We start from the raw sequence: 19,745 nt of genomic DNA on the forward strand, positions 1-19,745 counted from the left end.
GCCAGGAGGCCCGTCCCGCGTCAGCGGGGCGGGCCTCCGCCGTGCGCGGCCCGGCCGGGGCGTGCGCCACGCATGGTGCGACGTTCCGGACAGGGTGCGAGCCTGCACGGCTCCCACGGTGTGCGGAAGCTCGCACGCTGCGGACCGCGGCCTGCGTGGAGGAGGTGGGCCGTGCCTCCAGTCCGTTGTTGGGCCGGTGCACGGCCATGCGCCGCTAGGATCGACGGGTGGCAGTGAAGCAGGTGGACCCCATCGACGTCGTCCTGGTCGGGGGAGGGATCATGAGCGCCACGCTCGGCGCGATCATCCACCGGCTGGAGCCCTCCTGGCGGATCCGCGTCTACGAGCGTCTGGGCACCGTCGCGCAGGAGAGCTCGAACCCGTGGAACAACGCCGGGACCGGGCACTCCGCACTCTGCGAGCTGAACTACACGCCCGAGCTCCCCGACGGCCGCGTCGACATCGCGAAGGCCGTGACGGTCAACGAGCAGTTCCAGGTGTCCCGACAGTTCTGGTCGTTCCTCGTCGAGACGGGTGCGCTGCCCGAGCCCTCGAACTTCATCAACCCGACCCCGCACATCTCGTTCGTGTGGGGTGCCGACAACGTCGAGTACATGCGCAAGCGGTACGAGGCGATGAAGGACCACCCGCTGTTCGCCGGCCTCGAGTTCTCCGACGACCCCGCACAGATCCGGAAGTGGGCGCCGGCGCTCATCCCGGGTCGCAAGAAGGACCAGCCGATCGCGGCGACGTACTCGGCGGCGGGCTCCGACGTCGACTTCGGTTCGCTGACCCGGCAGCTGTTCGACCAGCTCGAGATCGACGGTGTCGAGTTCGAACCGTCGCACCAGGTCACGAACCTGACCCGGTCGAAGGTCAGCGACGGCTGGGTCCTCGACGTCCGCAACGACGTGGGCCGTTCTACGCAGCGGATCGCCGCGAAGTTCGTCTTCGTCGGTGCCGGTGGCGGTGCCCTGCACCTGCTGCAGAAGTCCGGGATCCCCGAGATCCGCGGTTACGGCGGGTTCCCGGTGTCGGGGGAGTTCCTCCGCACCGACGACCCCGAGGTCGTGCAGAAGCACTCGGCGAAGGTCTACGGCAAGGCCAGTGTCGGTGCGCCGCCGATGTCGGTGCCACACCTCGACACCCGCATTGTCGACGGCAACGCCTCGCTGATGTTCGGCCCGTACGCCGGGTTCAGCCCGAAGTTCCTGAAGCAGGGTTCGCTGCTCGACCTGTTCAAGTCGATCCGGCCGCACAACCTCCGCCCGATGCTGAGCGTCGCGTTCTCGAACATCGACCTCGTCCGCTACCTCATCGGCCAGCTGCTCGCGTCGAAGCAGACGAAGTTCGACGCGCTGCGCGACTTCATGCCGAGCGCGGAGCCGGAGAACTGGCACCGCATCACGGCCGGGCAGCGTGTCCAGGTCATCAAGCCGGACAAGGAAAAGGGCGGCGTCCTGCAGTTCGGGACCGAGGTCATCACCGCGGCGGACGGTTCCGTGGCGGGGCTCCTCGGCGCCAGCCCGGGCGCGTCCACTGCCGTCCCGATCATGTTCGGCCTGCTGCGGAAGTGCTTCCCCGACCGCTGGGACCGCTGGGAGGAAGCCGTCCGCGTGATGGTGCCGACCTACGGGCAGGACCTGGGGAACGACGCGGAACTCGCCGACCAGACCCTGGAGCGCACCGCGAAGGTCCTCGGACTGCACCACTGACCCACCCCCGCTTGCAGGTCGTTCGAACATGTGTTCGAATGACTGCATGCGATGGAGTGGGCAGGCGCTCGACGCCTCGCGGAGCGATGCGCTCCCCGGGCTCGAGTCGAACAGCGGGTTCGTCCGCAGTGTGACGACCCCGGAGTTCGCCGGTGTGACCTTCCACGAGGTCCTGGCGAAGAGTGCGCTGAACCGAGTCCCGGCGGCGGACGGCAGCGGCACGTACGGGTGGACGATCAACCCGTACCGCGGGTGCAGCCACGCGTGCGTGTACTGCTTCGCTCGGCCGACGCACACCTACCTGGAGTTCGACGGCGGGGCGGACTTCGACCAGCAGATCGTCGTGAAGACGAACGTGGCCGACGTGCTCCACCGGGAGCTCACGAAGCCGACCTGGGATCGCCACCCGGTGGCGCTCGGCACGAACACCGACCCGTACCAGCGCGCCGAGGGCAAGTACCGGCTGATGCCGGGCGTCCTCCGCGCGCTGGCCGACTCCGGCACCCCGTTCAGCATCCTGACGAAGGGCACGCTGCTCCGCCGGGACATCCCGCTGCTGGTCGAGGCAGCGCGGTCCGTGCCGGTCGACCTGGCGATGTCGATCGCTGTGTACGACGACGAACTGCAGCAGCAGGTCGAGCCGGGCACCCCGACGACGGCTGCGCGGCTGGCGACGGTGCGGGCCATCCGGGACGCCGGCCTCGACTGCTCGGTGTTCCTGATGCCGGTGCTCCCGTACATCACGGACACCCGGGCGCACCTCGACGACGCGATCGGACGGGCCGCCGCGGCCGGGGCGACGAGCGTCATGTACTCCGCGCTGCACCTGCGGCCCGGGGTGAAGCCGTGGTGGTTCGAGTGGCTCGGGCGCACCCGACCGGACCTGGTGCAGCGGTACCGCTCGATGTACCTCGACAACACCTACGCCCCGAAGGACTACCGGCGGTGGCTGGCCGAACGGGTGCGGCCGATCCTCCGGGCCCACGGGCTCGGACTCGGCCGTGTCGACCCGGCGACGGGGTCGATGGGCTTCTCGAACCGCACGGGGGACCGACCCACGGCCGTGCGGCTGGACGACGGCACGGAGCAGTCGACTCCCGCGACCTCGCCGCTGAAGCGCGCCGATCCGGGGTACGACCGTCGACTCACCCCGCGCCGACCCGAGGACGCCGTGCCGACGCTGTTCTGAGATGCCTCGGCTCGGTGCGGTCCCTGAGTACCCGTCGGTCCGCGTTCGGGGGACACCACGGAACGCAGAAGTGCCGGTAACATCGAGCGGGTCGCCGAACGCCCCGTCGAACGGGGTACACGATCACGCTGACGGTGGTTGGATCGTGGGCGTCGTACCCGCTCGTCCGGAAGGACCCCACACCCGTGCTCGGCATCCCCACGCACCTCGCTCCGCGAGTCAACGCGTGGTCGACCGTGCGGGCCTTCCACGCGGCAGCCATCGGGTCGCTCGCGGCCGCCGCCGTCGCCCTGCTCCTCTTCCGACTGGCCGACCCCGACGTCCGCGTGGTCGGTGCCGTCCTGGCGCTGGTCCCGATGCTCGGCATGATCGCGGTGCACGTACAGTTCGGCACGTGGCGTTCGGCCGTCGCGTTCCTCGTCGTCGGTGGCGTCTGCGCGTGGTGGTTCGCCGTCGTGGTGCAGCGTGAGGTCCCGGCCGGCTGGGTCGTGTCCTACCTGCTGTCCCTGTCCGTCATCCCCTTGGTGCTCGTCGGTGGTGCGGGTGCCGTCGCGGGACGGGTCGCGATGTGGTCGATCGCGGGCTTCCTGGTCGGCCGTGTCGCGACGTCGATCGCCATCCTGCAGGCCGGCGGGTCGGCACACCCGCTCGTGCTCGCGTGGGTGACGTTGGCGTTCGTCATCGCCCTCGTCCTGTTCACGAGCCGCAACACCGCGCGGTCCGAGCGGGTCCAGCCCGAGCTGCTGCGTTCGGCGCGTGAGGAGCACGTCTCCGCCTACCGCGCCGGTGTCGAGGCCGAGGCGGCTGCGATCCTGCACGACACCGTCCTGAACCACCTCGGCGCGATCGCACTGGCGCCGGACGGCCCGATGGACACGCAGCTGGCCCGGACGGTCGAGGCCGACGTCGCGATGCTCACCGGCAAGGAGTGGCTCGCGCCTGCCGGTCGGCAGTCCGGTCCGGAGTCGGGAGCTGCGGTCCGGGCGTTCGAGCACATGGTCGACGACCACCGCGACCACGGGCTCGACGTGACGGTCACGGGCGACCCCGCGGCGCTGAGTCGACTCGACCAGGCGGCGATGACGGCGGTCCTCCGGGCCGTCGGGCAGTGCCTGGCGAACGTCCGGAAGCACGCGGACACCGATGCCGCCGAGGTCAGCGTGTTCGACGACGGCGCCGCCTGCACGGTCATGGTCGTCGACGACGGACGCGGGTTCGACGAGTCGGCGACGAGTCCGGACCGGATGGGCCTGCGCGGGTCCGTCCGGGAGCGCATCGGTCGTGTCGGCGGTGACGTGCAGGTCTGGTCGTCACCGGGGTCCGGCACGAGCGTGATGATGACGGTGCCGTACGGCACGGTGACGGGGACGATCCCCACCGTGGCCCCGGACGGATCGGGGGTGCACCGGTGAGGGACCGCACGGAGGGGCCGCGCACGGCGCAGCAGTACGACCCGCTCGGAGCGATGGGATCGCGCCCGCTCGCGATCGTGCTCGGCGCGTGTGGTGTCCTCTGGGCGCTGCTCGTGTCCGTCTTCGGCCGTGACGTCGCCGGCAGCCCGACGTTGAGCGCGCTCACCGTGCTGCTCGTCGCGGCCTCGGGCACGGTCGTCTTCGTCGCGTCGAGTCCGTTCCGTGCTCCGTTCCCGCGGTGGGCGTTCGTCCTGCACGTGGCGCTCCTCGCCACGGCCACCGTCACGAGTGTCGCGGCGCAGTGGGGACCCGACCGCAGCGCCCTGAACGACTTCATGTCCCTGCTGACGGCGACCGGCATCGTGATGACCGCCCCGTACCGGCCGTGGACGGACCTGACGGTGGGCGGCATCGTCCTGGCCGTCGTCGCCGGAGCGTCGTGGGGCATCGGCGCCGCCGCGTTCCCGCACCACGTCCCGATCGGCGTCGCCGGGTTCCTGGCGGCGGCACCGACGCTCGTGCTCACGGCGGCGTCCGCGGTGTTCGCCTGGACGTTCGCGGGGCTCGCCGAGCGGGTGCAGATCCGCGCCGGGTCGTACTCGGTCGAGCGTGCGGAGCGGGACGGCATCGCCGAGAGCGTGCAGCAGGACCGTTCGACGATCCTGGCGCGGGACGTCGCGCCGTTCCTCGCCGAGCTCCGGACGCGCGAGGTCATCACCGACGCCGATCGTGCCCGGGCACGGGAGATCGCGGACGGCATCCGCCGCTCGATGGTCGCCGACGCCGACCGGACCTGGTTCGAGCACGCGGTGACCGCGGACGGCGGGGGAGCAGCCGTCGTGGACGACCCGGACGGCCTCATCGCGACGCTCGACGCCGACCAGCGCACCGTCGTCCGGACGTTCCTGCGTGCAGCACTCCGTGCGACCACCGTCGACCCCGCCGGCTTCCGCGCGACGATCGGTCGTGCCCCGGACACGACCGACCGGGTGGCCGTCTCGATCGACCTCGCCGTCGCCGACTCCGACGTCGGCATCCACCGCACCTTCGACCCGTACTTCGCGGTCCTCCGCGTGACGTTCCCCGACCTGGACGTCGCGGTCCGACCCTCCGCCCTCGCACTAAGGTTCTCCTATGACCAGCACTGACCCGAGCCGGATCACGGATGGCATGCCCGCCATCCCGAACCCGGGGACACGACGCGTGCGGCTGGCGATCCTCGACGACCACGAGGTGCTGTTGGACAGCCTGTCGAGCTGGATCGCGGTGAACGCCTTCGACTTCGACCTGGCGCTGACGGCCCACACGTGGCTCGAGATGGTGCACAGCGAGAACTTCCCGACCGACCTGGTGTTCCTGGACTTCCAGCTCAAGGAACCCGTCTCGATCGAGGCCCGGGTGCGCACCTGCCGCGCGGCCGGAGCGAAGGTCATCGTGTTGTCGAGCGTCGACAGCCGGGAGTCCCGCGACCGCGCCCTGGCCGCCGGCGCCGCTGCCTTCCTGTCGAAGTCGCTGCCGATGCGCGAGGTCATGGACGTCGCGCGCGAGATCATGGGCGTCGCCCGGGACACCCCGCCGCAGCGCGACTGGCGTCCGCTGCCGACGGGGGCGAACGCGCACCAGCGGCCGAAGCTCAGCCACGGCGAGGAAGAGGCGCTGCGCCTGTACGTGTCGGGGTACTCGACGAACGAGGTCGCCGCGCAGATGAACGTGCAGTACGAGACCGCGAAGACCTACCTCCGGCGCGTCCGTGAGAAGTACAGCAAGGTCGGTCGTCCGGCGTCGAAGAAGTCCGACCTGATCCGTCGTGCGGCCGAGGACGGGTTCCTCGCGTAGTGGCGAAGCTCTACTTCCGCTACGGCGCGATGAACAGCGGCAAGAGCACCGGGCTGCTGCAGGCGGCCTACAACTACGAGGAGCGCGGTCACCGGGTCCTGCTCGCGAAGCCGTCGGTGGACACCAAGGGCGACCGTGAGATCGTCTCCCGGCTGGGTGTCACACGCGCCGTCGACATCGTGTTCACGCCCGGTGCCGACGTCCGGTCCGCCGTCACCGCGGCGGGTGCCGTCGACCCGGAGTCCGGCCGGCTCGACGGCATGGTCCGGCCCGTCAGCTGCGTGCTGGTGGACGAGGCGCAGTTCCTCACGCCGCGACAGGTCGACGACCTGCTCCGGATCGCCGTCCTCGACGAGGTCCCGGTGATCGCGTACGGCATCCGTACCGACTTCCGCACCGAGGCGTTCCCCGGCAGCGCCCGCCTGCTCGAGGTCGCGCACTCGCTCGAGGAGCTCAAGACCATCTGCCGCTGCGGCCGCAAGGCGGTCTTCAACGCGCGCAAGGTCGACGGCCGGTTCGTCTTCGACGGTTCGCAGGTGGCGATCGACGGCGTCGACGTCACCTACGAGTCGCTCTGCGCCAACTGCTACCTGACGGAGTCCGGCGGGCGCCTCGACGGCGACTGACGGGTCCGCCGGCCCGCGTCGTGCAGACGCGACCGTCTGACGGCCTGGAGGCACGGTGCCGGCCCGCCCCGCGCCTCCAGGCCGGTGGGTGGTGCGGAATGCACGTGCGTCGGGTGGCGTTGGTGACCACATGAGCGACGCTTCCGTGCACCTGTCCGTCCTCGATCTGGCCACACGCGAGTACGGCCAGTCCAACACCGAAGCCCTGCAGGGCTCCATCGACATGGCGGTGCACGCCGAGAAGCTCGGCTACGAGCGCTTCTGGGTCGCCGAGCACCACGGCATGCCGGGCATCACCTCGTCCGCGCCGGCGGTGCTCCTGAGCGCCGTGGGGGCCGCGACGTCCACGATCCGCATCGGCTCCGGCGGCGTGATGCTGCCGAACCACGCTCCGCTCGTCGTCGCGGAGCAGTTCGGCACCCTGCGCGCGCTGTACGGCGACCGGGTCGACCTCGGACTCGGGCGTGCGCCGGGGACCGACGGGGCGACCGCGATGGCGCTGCGCCGGACCGACCGTCTCGACGTCGATGACTTCCCGGACCGGCTCGCCGACCTCATCGGGTTCTTCACCGGGATGGACGAGTCGAACCCGCTCGCACGGATCCGTGCGGTGCCCGGGTACGGGGACGTGCCGGAGTTCTGGCTGCTCGGGTCCTCCGGGTACAGCGCGCAGGTCGCCGGAGCACTCGGTGTCTCGTTCGCCTTCGCGCACCACTTCGCGTCGGACAACACCGAGGCGGCGCTCGCGCTGTACCGCGACTCGTTCCGGCCGTCGCGCTTCCGGCAGACGCCGAACGCCCTGATCGGCGTGCAGGTCGTCACCGACGAGGACCCGGCCGTCGTCGACGAGCAGAGCGCTCCCGGCATGATCTCCTTCATCCGCATGCGGCAGGGTGCGAAGCCCGAGCCGGTGTCGATGGAGGAAGCACGGGCGTACGAGTTCAGCGACCTCGAGCGCCGCTTCATCGCGGCGCGCACGGAGCGGCAGGCCTACGGGAACGCCGAGCAGGTCGCGACGAAGATCAACGCCCTGGTCGAATCGACCGGCGCGGACGGCGTGATCGTCGCGCCGGGGGCGGCGCAGGCGCGGTACCGGCACCAGGCGCTGGACGTCGTGGCGGGCCTGCACGCCGAAGGGCGCCTCGTGCGTGCCGGGGCGGGCGCGTCGGTCTGACGCGTCGTGCTGTCGCGTCGTCGGCCCGTCGCGTCGTCGTCTTGTCCCGTCGTCGTCCTTCGAGTGAGCAGGAATCGTCGGGTCGCCGCACGGTACTCGACGATTTCTGCTCCCTCGACGCCAGTGCGGGCCGGCGTCCCGACCTAGGCGAGGAGGCCGAGCCGCGTCGCGGTGGCGATCGCGGCCACGCGGGACCCCACGTCGAGCTTCCGGAAGACGTTGTAGACGTGCCGCTTCACCGTGCCCACGGCGAGCCCCAGGTCCGCGGCGATCTCGGCGTTGGACCGAGCGGACGCGATGAGCCGCAGGACCTCGAGTTCGCGGTCGCTGAGGGGTGAGCCCGCGCGGGCCTCGGTGACGAGGTCGATCGGGAACGTGACCGGTGCCGCATCGGTGCTCGTCGCCCGGACGATCCGGTCGACGAGCTCCCGGCTCGGGGTGTCCTTCGTGACGAAGTCCACGGCGCCGGCGTCGAGGAGCGCCCGGCGCAGCACGGCGTCGCGGTGCATGGTCAGCACGACGACGGCGATGCCCGGGTGGTTCCGACGCACCGTGGCGATGGTCGTCCGCGCCGGGGGACCGTCGAGCTCCACGTCGAGCAGCAGGACGTCGATGGCCGGGGCCTCGGGGGAGCCGAGTACGTCGGCGGGCCGCTCACCGTGGGCCACGACGCGGATGGTCGGCACCGACGACAGGATCGTGGCGAGGCCCTCGCGGAAGAGCCGGTGGTCGTCGACGATCGCGACGTGCGTGATGCCGGTCACAGTGCTCCGATCGGGATGGTGAGCCGGACGGTGGTGCCGTGCCCCGGGGCGCTCTCGACGGCGAGCACCGCCCCGATGAGGCCGGCTCGCTCGCGCATCGTCAGCTGCCCGAGTCTGCCGTCGGCCGCTGCGGTGGTGTCGAAGCCGGGACCGTCGTCCGAGACGGTCACGGTGACCGTGCTGCCGACCCAGTCGAACCGCACCGTCGCCGTCGACCCGGACGCGTGCTTCCGCCAGTTCGTGAGTGCTTCGAGCAGGATCGTGAGGGCCTCTTCTGCCTTCCAGTTCGGCAGCCGCACCGGCGCGCCGGAGGAGGTGATCTCGACGGTGCGCTCGGCCGGGAAGAGGTCCTTGGCGTGCCGACCCAGTGCTGCGTCGAGCAAGTCGTCGCCGACTCGGGCGTGCAGGGCGACCGCGAGGTCCTGGACCTCGCCGAGAGCGCCCCGCAGCAGCCGTGCGGCGTCCTCGAGCTGCGCCGTCCGTTCGGGCGCCGGGGGATCGGTGAGCAGGGTGAGGTCGACCCGCTGGAGCCCCGCGAGGATGCCGTGCGCGACGCGGTCGTGCAGGTCACGGGCGATCTGCGTGCGGGAGTCCATGTGCGCTGTGGTGACGCGCTGCCGGAGCGCTTCCGTGTAGGCGATGGCCCCGGCGGGGAAGCGGCTCCAGATGCCCGCGTGGAGCGCTCTGGTGGCACGGAGGACGTCGGTCGTGCTCAACGCTCCGACCTGGTCGACGAACACCGGCAGGTAGGCGTCGAAGAGGACCTCTGCCGCGAGCATCGCGCCGGCCGGGTGCTGGGCGTGCTCGGCGTGCAGTGCTCCGGTCGCGAGGTGCGCGGGGTCGAGGTACGAGTCGCTCACGACACTCGACTCGGCGCCGGCGGCGTAGCGCTCGTGGGCCTCGGCGACCATCGACGTGACGTTCTCGAGCAGGCTCTGGGCCATCACGGGGTCGTCGGCGAGTTCGGGGAAGCGCGCACCGATCTGCGCGAGGACGGAGGCGAGCGGTGCGGGGATGTCCATGGCGGACCGAGCGTATCCCGATCGCCGCAGGTGCCATCGGGTGGCGACGCTGGATGGGCCTGCGGACACATGCGCCGCGACGGTAAAGCAGAAGGCCCCGGTTCCGGAGAACCAGGGCCTTCTTCTGTACTGTCTCAACACAGTGTCGGGGTGACAGGATTTGAACCTGCGACCTCCTCGTCCCGAACGAGGCGCGCTACCAAGCTGCGCCACACCCCGCGGTGTGATCGCTCCGTGGCCGGAGCAACCCCAGAAGTCTATCCGATGATCAGGTGTGCTGGTGACCATCGAGCGAACTCCCGGGCGCGTCGCCCCGTGGGGTCAGTCGGTGCGGGCGGTCAGCGTGACGACGACCGCTTCGGGACGGCACGAGAACCGCACCGGCGCGTAGATCGACGTGCCGATGCCCGCCGAGACCTCGAGCCACGACCAGTGCCCACGGTGCTGCCACTTGTGGAGACCACTGACGTAGCGGCGCGGCAGGTCGCTGTTCGTCACGAGCGCCCCGACGCCCGGCACCTGGACCTGGCCGCCGTGGGTGTGCCCGGCGAAGACGATGTCGGCACCCTGGGTCACGAAGGCGTCGAGCACACGGCGGTACGGCGCGTGGGCGACGCCGATGGCGACGGGGGAGGGGCCGTCCTCGTCCTCCGACCACGGCACTTCGCCGCGCATCTCGTCGACGTTCGTCGGCAGGAGGTCGAGGCGGTCCCAGCCGCGGTGGGCGTCGGACGTGCCGAAGAGCTCGAAGCGGGAGCCCTTGAGTTCGATCGCGTGCGCCTGGTCGTTGAGGTCGAGCCACCCGAGCGACTCGAAGAACGCCGTCTGCCGGTCGATGTCGAGCTCGACCGGTCGGCGCTCGGAGTGCATCTTGCTCGGGCCGGAGAAGTACTTGAACGGGTTGCGCGGCGACGGACCGTAGAAGTCGTTCGACCCGTGGGCGAACGCACCGGGCACACCGCGGAACGGTTCCAGTGCGTACTCGACCGCGGCGTTCGCGGTGGGGTGCCCGAGGTTGTCGCCGGTGTTCACGATGAAGTCCGGTTCGACCAGGCTGAGGTCGCGCAGCCACTGCTGCTTGTCGGCCTGCCACGGTGCCATGTGGATGTCCGACAGGTGCAGGACGACGACGTCACGCGACCCCGGCGGCAGCACCGGGACGGTCTCCCAGCGGATGCCGAACCGGCGCCGCTCGACGAGCGACCCCCACGCCGCCGTGGCGGCACCGACGGCCGCGCCCGCTGCGAGGACCCCGAGCGCGGCGCGACCGCGGGTCACTTGCAGTCCTTGGGCGCCTTGCCGTTCTTGTCGCCGTACAGCGTCAGCGTGATCGTCGTGTCCTTGCCGGCGTTCGTGTGGATTCCGGGGTCGACCGACGCGACGACGCACTCGCGATCACCGCCGCCCTTGACGTAGTTCTCACCGATGGCGACGTTCGCGAAGCCCACCTGCGACAGCTGTGCGCGGGCGTCGGCCAACGTCTTGTTCGTCACCTCGGGGACCTGCAGCTGCGAGCCGTCCGAGGTGTACACCGTGACGCTCGAACCGCTCGACAGCAGCGAGTCCGCGGACGGCGAGGTCGAGGTGACCGTGCCGGCGGCCTGTGCACCGGGCTGTGCGCCACCGTCGACGTAGGTGAAGCCGGCAGCGGCGAGGGCGGCCTTGGCGTCGGCGGCGCTCTTGCCCGTGACGTCCGGGACGGCCTTGCTGTTGCCACGGAGTGCTGACGGCGACGGGTCCGTGAACGGGCCGGCCGGGTACAGGGCGTTCAGCGGGGCCTGCGCCTTCTGCCATGCGTAGGCACGGTATGCCGCGTACGTGCCGCTCACGCCGTTGCTGTAGTGGCGGAGGTTGGTCTTACCGCCGTCGGTGTTGCCCTGCCAGTACGCGGTCGCGACACGCGAGCTGCCGCCGACGAGCCAGATCTGGTCGGCGTCGTCGGTGGTGCCGGTCTTGCCGAACAGCTGCGTGCCGTCGGGCGTCTGGGCGCCGACCGCCGTACCGCCCGAGATGGTGCGCTTCATGGCGTAGACGGCCGACTGCGCCACGGACGGGTCGACGACCTGCTTGCAGCTCTTCGGCTGGCCGCCCAGGCTCTTGCCCTCGGCGTTGGTCACGTTGTCGATCGCGATCGGGGCGCAGTACGTGCCGTTGTTCGCGATGCCGGCGTACGCGGCGGCCATCGTCAGCGGCGCGATGTTGTTCGTGCCGAGGATGGAGGACGGGTACGAGTTCAGCTCGGTCTTGTCGTCACCCGAGTGCACGCCGAAGTCCTCGGCGGTCTGCTTGATGTCGCAGAGGTCGAGCTTCGCGCCCATGGAGGCGAACGCGGCGTTCACCGAGGCGGCCGTGGCGGCGATGACGGTGAAGTTGCCCTTCTCGCCAGCGGAGTCGTTCTTCGGCGCCCAGTTCGTGTACGTCGGCTCGCCGCAGTGCTGCCACACGGGGGTGTTGTGCGGCGTGCCGTTGACGACCTCGTTCAGACCGTGCCCGGCCTTGAGCCAGTCGAGCAGCGTGAAGACCTTGTACGTCGAGCCGACCTGGAAGCCGATGCCGCCGCCGTACTTCTTGTCGACGCTGTAGTTGATGGACGTGGACGTCGGCGGGGACTTCAGGGACTGGTCGTAGTCCTTGTTCTGCGCCATCGTCAGGATGCGGCCGGAGCCGACCTCGACCGAGTCGAGCGCCGCACCGAGCTTGAAGGCGGTCTCCGCCTTGTTGTCGTAGGTGTTGAGCACCTGCTTCTGCTGGGCGTTCGCGTCGATGTCGAGCGTGGTCTGGATCTTGTAGCCGCCGTTGCGCCAGGCGGTGTTGCGTTCCTTCGCCGTGGCGCCGAGCTGGGACATCTCCTTGACGACCTGCACCGCGTAGTCGCAGAAGAACTGCGAGCCGTCACCGACGGAGGCCTTGCAGCCCTGCGACGGCTCGGTCAGGTGGACGTAGTCCTTCGGGTTCGAGGCGACCGCCTGGTCGTACTCGGCCTTCGTCAGGTGCTTCTGCGCGTACATCGACTTGAGGATGACGTTCCGGCGAGCGACGTTGGCGTCGTAGTACTTCGGGTTCGACAGGTTGCGCGTGTTCGGCGACTGCACGATCGCGAGGATCGAGGCGGCCTCGGCCGGGGTGAGGTCGGTCGCGCTCTTGTTGTAGTAGTGCTGCGCGGCGGCCTGCACGCCGTAGGTCTGGTCACCGAAGTACGCGATGTTGAGGTACCCGGTGAGGATCTCCTTGTGGGTGTACTTCTTCGCGAGGCCGATCGCGAGCTTCATCTCCTCGAGCTTGCGGGGGATGGTCTGCTCGACCGCGTCGTTGTAGGCCTTGAGGCGCTCTTCCTGCGTGGGGAGCTCGAGCGCCTGGTTCATCTTGATGTTGCGGACGAGCTGCATCGTCAGCGTCGAGCCACCACCGGACTCACCGAGCCCACCGGCGAGCGACCCCACGCCTGCGCGGACGAGCGAGGTCATGTCGACGCCGCCGTGGTCGTAGAAGCGCTTGTCCTCGCCGTCGATCGCCGCGTTCTTCAGCTGGTCGCTGATCTGGTCGAACTTGAGCTCCTGGCGGTTCTGGTCGTAGACCGTCGCGAAGTGCACGCTCTTGCCGCCCTGGTACGCGTACAGCTCGTTGCGCTGCGGGAGGTCACCGATCTCGATGTACTCCGGCAGGGACTCGAACACGCCGATCGTGGACGTCGTCGTGACACCGGCCACCGCGATCGCGGGGGTGACGCCGATCGTGACGAGCAGACCGGCGAGCACACTGAAACCGACGAAACCGACGAAGGCGCCGACTGCAGAGACGGGCTTGGTCCGCGAGGCAGACGTCTTCTGGGCAGACATAGGATGCAGCCTAAACGACACCGCCGACTGAAAGGCTGGCAAGGATCTCCATGACTCGCTGGGAATACCTCACGACCCCGTTGATCATCCACAACACCACCGCCATCCTCAACAACTTCGGGGACGAGGGCTGGGAACTCGTCCAGGTCGTCACCGGCCCCGAGGGTGGCCTGGTGGCCTACCTGAAGCGCCCGAAGGCCGACGCGTGAGTATCGCAGAGCGGCTCGCCGAGCTCGGCCTGACGATCCCGGCGGTCGCCGCACCGGTCGCGGCGTACGTGCCGGCCGTGGTCACCGGGAAGTACGTCTACACGGCCGGCCAGCTGCCGTTCGTGGACGGCGCACTGCCCGTGACGGGCAAGGTCGGCGCGACCGTCGACGCCGAGACCGCGACGGCCGAGGCCCGGACCGCGGCACTGAACGCCCTCGCGGCCGTGCAGTCCGTGGCCGGTTCGCTCGACCGCGTCGCGCGGGTCGTCAAGGTGACGGTCTTCGTCGCGAGCGACCCGACGTTCACCGGTCAGCCGGGCGTCGCCAACGGCGCGTCCACCCTGGTCGGCGAGGTCTTCGGTGACGCCGGCATCCACGCGCGGAGCGCGGTGGGCGTCGCGGTGCTCCCGCTGGACGCGCCGGTCGAGGTCGAGCTGGTGGTGGAACTCGCCGACTGACGGACCGTCAGCAGCGCACGTCACGTGAGCCGCGCCTCCAGTCAGTCCGGACTGGAGGCGCGGCTCGCGTCGTTCCCGCTACATGAGTTCCGCGATGGTCGCCATGATCGTCGGGTCGGCCAGCGTCGTCGTGTCGCCGATGCGGCGGCCCTCGGCCGCGTCCCGGAGCAGCCGCCGCATGATCTTGCCGGAGCGCGTCTTGGGCAGTTCCGGGACGATCACGACCTGGCGAGGCTTCGCGATCGCACCGATCCGCTTGCCCACCCAGTTGCGGAGTTCCGTCGACGCCGACTCGCGGTCGACGTCGGCCGCCGCCTCGGCGGTCAGGATGACGTAGGCGACGACGGCCTGGCCGGTGGTCTCGTCCGCCGCGCCGACGACGGCGGCTTCGGCGACGCCCTCGTGGCCGACGAGTGCCGACTCGATCTCCGCCGTCGACAGGCGGTGTCCCGACACGTTCATGACGTCGTCGACGCGGCCCTGGATCCAGATGTCGCCCTGTCCGTCGAGCCGCGCGCCGTCGCCGGCGAAGTACCGTCCGGGGAAGCGTGACCAGTACGTCTCGACGAAGCGGTCCGGGTCGCCCCAGATGCCGCGTGCCATCGACGGCCACGGCTCGGTGATGGTGAGGTAGCCGCTCTCGCCGGGATCGGCGCGGTTGCCGTCGTCGTCGACGATCTCGGCGACGATGCCGGGCAGCGGCGTCTGGGCTGCGCCCGGCTTGAGCTTCGTGACGCCGGGCAGCGCGGAGATCATGATCGCGCCCGTCTCGGTCTGCCACCACGTGTCGACGATGGGCGTGCGGTCGTGGCCGATGACCTGGCGGTACCAGTTCCAGGCCTCGGGGTTGATCGGCTCGCCGACGCTGCCGAGCAGACGGAGGGTCTCGAGGCTGCGGGCCTCCGGGATCTCGCGGCCGGCCTTCATCGCTGCGCGGACCGCCGTCGGCGCGGTGTACAGGACGGTGACGCCGTAGGAGTCGACGATGTCCCACCAGCGACCGGGCTTCGGCTCGTCGGGTGTGCCTTCGTAGAGCACCTGCGTCACGCCGTTGGCCAGGGGGCCGTAAACGACGTACGAGTGCCCGGTGATCCAGCCGATGTCGGCGGTGCACCAGTAGACGTCCTTCTCCGGGTGCATGTCGAACACGTTCTTGTGCGTGTACGCCGCCTGCGTCAGGTACCCGCCGGAGGTGTGCACGATGCCCTTCGGCTTTCCCGTCGTGCCCGAGGTGTACAGGATGAAGAGGGGGTTCTCGGCCGGGAACGCCTGCGCCTCGTGGGTGGCGTCCGCCTTCGCCAGTTCGTCGTGCCACCAGAGGTCGCGGTCGTTCCACGCGATCTCGTTGCCGCCGCGTTTGACGACGAGCACGTGCTCGACGCTCTCGGTTCCACCGCCCTCGAGCGCCTCGTCGACCGCGGGCTTGAGTGCCGAAACCGCGCCTCGGCGCCAGCCGCCGTCGGCCGTGACCACGAGCTTCGCGCCGGCGTCCTCGATGCGGGCGCGGAGGCTCTCGGCGCTGAACCCGCCGAACACGACGGAGTGCACGGCGCCGATCCGGGCGACGGCGAGCATCGTCACGACGGCCTCGGGGATGAGCGGCAGGTAGACGACGACCCGGTCGCCGTGCCCGACGCCGAGGTCGGTGAGCATGTTCGCGGCGCGCTGGACCTCGGCGGTGAGCTCGGCGTAGGTGATCCGGCGGGTGTCGCCGGGCGCGCCTTCGAAGTGGATCGCGACCCGGTCGCCGTTGCCGGCCCGGACGTGGCGGTCGAGGCAGTTCTCCGCGACGTTGAGCGTGCCGTCCGCGAACCACTTCGCGAACGGGGCGTCGGACCAGTCGAGGGTCTGCGTGAACGGCGTGCGCCAGTCGAGCAGGGTGCGGGACTGCTCGGCCCAGAACACCTCCCGGTCGGACGCCGCCGCCTCGTGGAGGTCCTCGCCGGCCACCGCGTCGGCCACGAACTCGGGCGACGGCGGGAAGGTCGCGGGGTCCTCGCTGCCTCCGTCGTGGCGGGGGTCGGTCTGGGTCGGAGCGGACATCGATGTCCTTTCGCGTCGTTGCGGCAGGGGTGCAGTCGGAGAATACCCCTCGGGTCGGGGCCGGTGCGGTCGCGTGTCGCCCGCTTCGGAGACGAGCGGCACGCCCGGAAGTCGTGTCGGGGGTTGCCGAGCAGGGGTGATCGTGGGGTACAGTAGATCCCGCTGGACTCGTTTCCGGCGGCAACGGTTCGGATTCCCCCCAATCCACCGATGTCAAGGCGGCACCTGTTCCCCCCAACCGGTGCCGCCTCTTCTGTTTTCCGGACCCGGTCGTCGTGTCGCCGGTCGTTCTGCACCGCATCATCCGGCCTCGATCCGCACGGGTACGCCGAACGGTGGACAGACCTGTCCATGCTCTTGCATGCATCTGTCCGGTGTCGCGGTCCCGCTTTGTTGCGTTCGCCAACTGTGCCGACCCCCGTCGTTCCCCGCTTCGGCGCACGTGGACGGTCAGACACCGAGCGGGGTACGGGTTTGTGCTTCGGGGTACAAAACGGTCCGCTGCTGTGCGCTCGCGGACCTTCTCCACCGCTCGCGGTCGCATCCGGCGCGTTGCGGCGGCGGTCCCTACTGTCTCCTCCCATGCACCGACACCGGGCCCACACTCCGTTCCTGCCCGGCACCGCGTCGCCGGCGCGACGCCGCGACGTGTCCGCCGCCGACTTCGAGGAACTCGCCGCACTGGTCGGCGACGCGGCCGTCACCGACGTGCTCGTGGTCGGCGGGACGGGCACGTGGGTGGACCGGGGGAGCGGTCTCGAGCGGGCTGGACCCGAGCTCCCCGAATCCCGCGTCCGGGAGCTCGCGACGGAGCTCGTCGCACGCGGTGGTCGGCACGTCGACGAGACCACTCCGTGCGTCGACGTCCGCCACGGTGACGGCATCCGCGTCCACGTCGTGCTCGCACCGGTGTCGGTCGGCGGCACCGCCGTGTCCATCCGGCTGCCCCGCCCGGCGCCGCCCACCCTGTCGTCCCTCGAACGCTCCGGCACCTTCGCGCGCGTCCCGCGGTCGGTCGTCGAACGCGCCGTCGAGCGGCGCCGCAACGTGCTCGTCACGGGAGCGACCGGCAGCGGCAAGACCACGATGCTCGCGGCGATGCTCGGTGCCGTGCCGCACGACGAGCGCATCGTGACGGTCGAGGACGTCGCCGAACTCCGCATCGAGCACCCGCACGTCGTCCGGCTCGAGGCACGGCAGGCCAACGCCGAGGGCGCCGGCGCGCTCGGCCTCGACCGTCTCGTGCGGGAGGCCCTGCGCATGCGTCCGGACCGGATCGTGGTGGGGGAGTGCCGTGGTGCCGAGGTCCGGGAACTCCTGTCAGCGCTCAACACCGGGCACGACGGCGGCGCGGGCACCGTGCACGCGAACGGACTCGGCGACGTCGTCGCCCGGCTGGAGGCGCTCGGCGCCCTCGCCGGGCTCGGACCCGAGGCGCTCGCGCGACAGGCGGTGAGCGCGTTCGACCTGGTGCTGCACGTCGAGCGTCGGGGCGGGGGCCGCCGGCTCGGTGCCGTCGGCTCGCTCCGCGTCGGTGCGGACGGGAGGCTCGACGTGCGTCCGGTGGACCGGCTGCGGTGACCGGGCGTCCGGGTCCACCGCCGCGCGACGCCGCGGACGACGCCCGAACGTTGGACCGCGTCGCGACCCTCGTCGCGGCGGGCGTGCCTCCGCCGAGGGCCTGGGAACTCGTCGGCGGCCTCCCGCGGAGCGGTGCGCCCGCCTGGGACGACGTCCGGACGGTGCTGCGCGTCGCCGAGCACACAGGCGCGCCGGTGGCCACCACGCTCCGGGCACTCGCCCGTGCGCTGCGCCGCTCGGCCGGGTCGGACCGCGCCGTCCGCGTCGCGCTCGCCGGACCACGGGCGAGTGCCCGGGTCGTGCTGGCACTGCCCGTGTTCGGACTGGCACTCGGGTCGACGTGGGGTGCCGGAGCGGTGCAGGTCCTCGTCGGCACACCGATCGGCTGGACCTGTTGCGTGGTCGCCGCAGGACTCGTGCTGCTCGCACGGACCTGGACGGCGCGGCTCGTCCGGCGGGCGACCCCGGACGGACACGTCCCCGGCATCCTGCTCGACGCCTGGGCGGTCGCGGTGTCCGGCGGCGGGTCGTGGGCTGCCGGCGGACGGGCCGTCCACTCGGCGTTCGGCTCGTCGTCCCCGACCGTCCCACCGGAGTCACGACGAGCAGAAGAGGAGCGTCTCCGCGAGGTCCTCGGGCTGGCCCAGCGTGCCGGCGTCCCCGCGGCGGCCCTGCTCCGTGCCGCCGCCGAGGACGTCCGTGACGACGCGGCAGCCGCAGGGCTCGAAGCGGCCGAGCACCTGGCGGTCCGACTCGTCCTGCCGCTCGGCGTTTGCGTGCTGCCGGCGTTCGTGCTCGTCGGGGTCGTGCCGGTCGTCGTCGGGGTCCTCTCCTCCACCGTCGTCGGCACCGGGTGACCGTCCACAGATCCGGTCCGCCGGCCACGACGGGGACCCGCCCGACACGAAGCTGGACCCCTTGCACCAGGAAGGACGGAACACATGACCGACACATCCACCACCCACCGACCGGGGCTGGGCCCGCGGCTGCGGCACCGGCTGCAGGACGACCGCGGGTCGGCCACGGCGGAGTACGCCGTCGTCATCCTCGCCGCGGTCGCCTTCGCCGGTGTCCTCGTCGCCGTGATGCGCTCCGGCGAGGTCCAGGGCATCCTGACGGAACTCGTCCGCGGTGCCCTGTCCCTCTGACCGCCGCACGGACGCGCCGTCGGTCGGGGAGCGCGGATCCGTGAGCGTCGAGTTCGCGGTCGTGCTCCCCGTCGTCGCCCTCGTGCTGACCTCGCTCGCCGCCGCCGTGCTCGTCGTCGACGGACTCGGCCGGTTGCAGCTCGCCGCGGCGACCGCTGCCCGGGCCGTCGGGCGAGGCGACGAGGCCGCCGGCCGCGACGCCCTCGACCGGATCGCACCCGGAGCCGCGGTGACCGTCCGACGAACCGGGGACGTCGTCTGCGTCGCGGCGGCCCGCGGCGGGGTCGGGCCGTTCGCCGGGGTGTCGCTCCGGGCCGAGGGCTGTGCAGCGGACGGTGGACGGTGACGGCGGCAGGCCCTGCCGATCGGGGGTCGGCGACCGTCCTGGTGACGGCGCTCGTCGCGGTGGCGTTCCTCACCGCCTCAGCGGCGCTCGCCGCAGCCGGACTCCGGGTCGCGACGGTCCGCGCACAGACGGCGGCCGACGCGGCCGCCCTCGCCGCGGCCGCCGCGGTCGTGGGCCTCGTGCCGGGCGAGCCCTGCGCCGTCGCCGCTCGCGTCGTGACGGCGCACGGTGCCGTCGTCGACACCTGCCGGACCGCGGCGGCCACGGCACGGGTAGGGGTCGCGATCCGCCGCGGACCGTTCGCCGTCGGCGCAGTCGCGGTCGCCGGTCCGGCGGACGACCAGCCAGAACACTATGTGTATGGTGTGGCTGTCGGCCCCCGGTCA

18 protein-coding genes and 1 tRNA gene are annotated in these 19,745 nt (G+C 71.1%); 13 read left to right on the top strand and 6 right to left on the bottom strand.

The features are described 5' to 3' along the window. Positions 1-227 precede the first annotated feature (227 nt). From FS532_RS07715 to FS532_RS07745, 7 genes are all read left to right on the top strand, one after another. On the top strand, positions 228-1,715 hold the full coding sequence (locus FS532_RS07715; protein ID WP_186321954.1) for a malate:quinone oxidoreductase: 1,488 nt from the start codon (positions 228-230) through the stop codon (positions 1,713-1,715). 46 nt (positions 1,716-1,761) lie between these two features. Further along, positions 1,762-2,904 (top strand): Rv2578c family radical SAM protein, encoded by a 1,143-nt coding sequence (locus FS532_RS07720; protein ID WP_144752170.1) that lies wholly within the window; start codon positions 1,762-1,764, stop codon positions 2,902-2,904. Positions 2,905-3,038: 134 nt separating this feature from the next. Further along, positions 3,039-4,316: a sensor histidine kinase gene (locus tag FS532_RS07725; RefSeq protein ID WP_144752173.1), complete on the top strand. Its 1,278-nt coding sequence runs from the start codon at positions 3,039-3,041 to the stop codon at positions 4,314-4,316. Next, positions 4,313-5,464 carry a hypothetical protein gene (locus FS532_RS07730; RefSeq protein WP_144752176.1) on the top strand — a complete coding sequence of 384 codons (1,152 nt, stop codon included), beginning with the start codon at positions 4,313-4,315 and terminating at the stop codon, positions 5,462-5,464. Before FS532_RS07725 ends, FS532_RS07730 begins: the two co-directional genes overlap by 4 nt. Beyond that, the gene (locus FS532_RS07735; protein ID WP_260852606.1) at positions 5,451-6,152 is read left to right on the top strand and encodes a response regulator transcription factor; all 702 of its coding nucleotides are present in this window, start codon (positions 5,451-5,453) and stop codon (positions 6,150-6,152) included. The genes FS532_RS07730 and FS532_RS07735 overlap by 14 nt, the downstream gene beginning before the upstream one ends. Beyond that, the gene (locus tag FS532_RS07740) at positions 6,152-6,778 is read left to right on the top strand and encodes a thymidine kinase (protein ID WP_144752179.1); all 627 of its coding nucleotides are present in this window, start codon (positions 6,152-6,154) and stop codon (positions 6,776-6,778) included. The genes FS532_RS07735 and FS532_RS07740 overlap by 1 nt, the downstream gene beginning before the upstream one ends. Before the next feature lie 130 nt (positions 6,779-6,908). After that, complete coding sequence (locus FS532_RS07745) at positions 6,909-7,952, top strand: LLM class flavin-dependent oxidoreductase (RefSeq protein ID WP_144752182.1); 1,044 nt, start codon at positions 6,909-6,911, stop codon at positions 7,950-7,952. A gap of 143 nt (positions 7,953-8,095) precedes the next feature. Here the strand turns inward: FS532_RS07745 and FS532_RS07750 are convergent, their stop codons facing one another. The 5 genes from FS532_RS07750 to FS532_RS07770 all read right to left on the bottom strand — a co-directional run bounded on the left by FS532_RS07750 (position 8,096) and on the right by FS532_RS07770 (position 13,574). After that, a complete protein-coding gene (locus tag FS532_RS07750) occupies positions 8,096-8,716 on the bottom strand; it encodes a response regulator transcription factor (protein ID WP_144752185.1) in 621 nt (206 codons plus the stop codon). Next, positions 8,713-9,738 (bottom strand): sensor histidine kinase, encoded by a 1,026-nt coding sequence (locus tag FS532_RS07755; protein WP_144752187.1) that lies wholly within the window; start codon positions 9,736-9,738, stop codon positions 8,713-8,715. Before FS532_RS07755 ends, FS532_RS07750 begins: the two co-directional genes overlap by 4 nt. 145 nt (positions 9,739-9,883) lie before the next feature. Further along, positions 9,884-9,957 (bottom strand) — tRNA-Pro (locus FS532_RS07760). A gap of 102 nt (positions 9,958-10,059) precedes the next feature. Further along, positions 10,060-11,016 carry a metallophosphoesterase gene (locus FS532_RS07765; RefSeq protein WP_144752190.1) on the bottom strand — a complete coding sequence of 319 codons (957 nt, stop codon included), beginning with the start codon at positions 11,014-11,016 and terminating at the stop codon, positions 10,060-10,062. Beyond that, a complete protein-coding gene (locus FS532_RS07770) occupies positions 11,013-13,574 on the bottom strand; it encodes a transglycosylase domain-containing protein (RefSeq protein WP_144752193.1) in 2,562 nt (853 codons plus the stop codon). Before FS532_RS07770 ends, FS532_RS07765 begins: the two co-directional genes overlap by 4 nt. A gap of 50 nt (positions 13,575-13,624) precedes the next feature. Between FS532_RS07770 and FS532_RS18660 the strand changes: the two genes are divergently transcribed. Further along, on the top strand, positions 13,625-13,783 hold the full coding sequence (locus FS532_RS18660; protein ID WP_022907077.1) for a hypothetical protein: 159 nt from the start codon (positions 13,625-13,627) through the stop codon (positions 13,781-13,783). Then, on the top strand, positions 13,780-14,241 hold the full coding sequence (locus FS532_RS07775; protein WP_144752196.1) for a RidA family protein: 462 nt from the start codon (positions 13,780-13,782) through the stop codon (positions 14,239-14,241). The genes FS532_RS18660 and FS532_RS07775 overlap by 4 nt, the downstream gene beginning before the upstream one ends. Positions 14,242-14,319: 78 nt before the next feature. Here FS532_RS07775 and acs read toward each other — a convergent pair whose 3' ends face one another. Then, a complete protein-coding gene (gene acs, locus FS532_RS07780; protein ID WP_144752199.1) occupies positions 14,320-16,284 on the bottom strand; it encodes an acetate--CoA ligase in 1,965 nt (654 codons plus the stop codon). Between the two features lie 582 nt (positions 16,285-16,866). On the opposite strand from acs, the gene FS532_RS07785 reads away from it, so the two are divergent. The 4 genes from FS532_RS07785 to FS532_RS07800 all read left to right on the top strand — a co-directional run bounded on the left by FS532_RS07785 (position 16,867) and on the right by FS532_RS07800 (position 19,359). Beyond that, positions 16,867-17,865, top strand: a complete 999-nt coding sequence (locus tag FS532_RS07785; RefSeq protein WP_144752202.1) for a TadA family conjugal transfer-associated ATPase — start codon at positions 16,867-16,869, stop codon at positions 17,863-17,865. Further along, positions 17,862-18,722, top strand: a complete 861-nt coding sequence (locus tag FS532_RS07790; RefSeq protein WP_260852607.1) for a type II secretion system F family protein — start codon at positions 17,862-17,864, stop codon at positions 18,720-18,722. Before FS532_RS07785 ends, FS532_RS07790 begins: the two co-directional genes overlap by 4 nt. 84 nt (positions 18,723-18,806) lie before the next feature. After that, positions 18,807-19,013: a DUF4244 domain-containing protein gene (locus FS532_RS07795; RefSeq protein WP_260852608.1), complete on the top strand. Its 207-nt coding sequence runs from the start codon at positions 18,807-18,809 to the stop codon at positions 19,011-19,013. Positions 19,014-19,053: 40 nt separating this feature from the next. Then, a complete protein-coding gene (locus FS532_RS07800; protein WP_144752208.1) occupies positions 19,054-19,359 on the top strand; it encodes a hypothetical protein in 306 nt (101 codons plus the stop codon). Positions 19,360-19,745 lie beyond the last annotated feature (386 nt).

It is taken from the genome of Curtobacterium pusillum (genome assembly GCF_007673235.1).
GTDB classification, from domain to species: Bacteria; Actinomycetota; Actinomycetes; order Actinomycetales; family Microbacteriaceae; genus Curtobacterium; species Curtobacterium pusillum_C.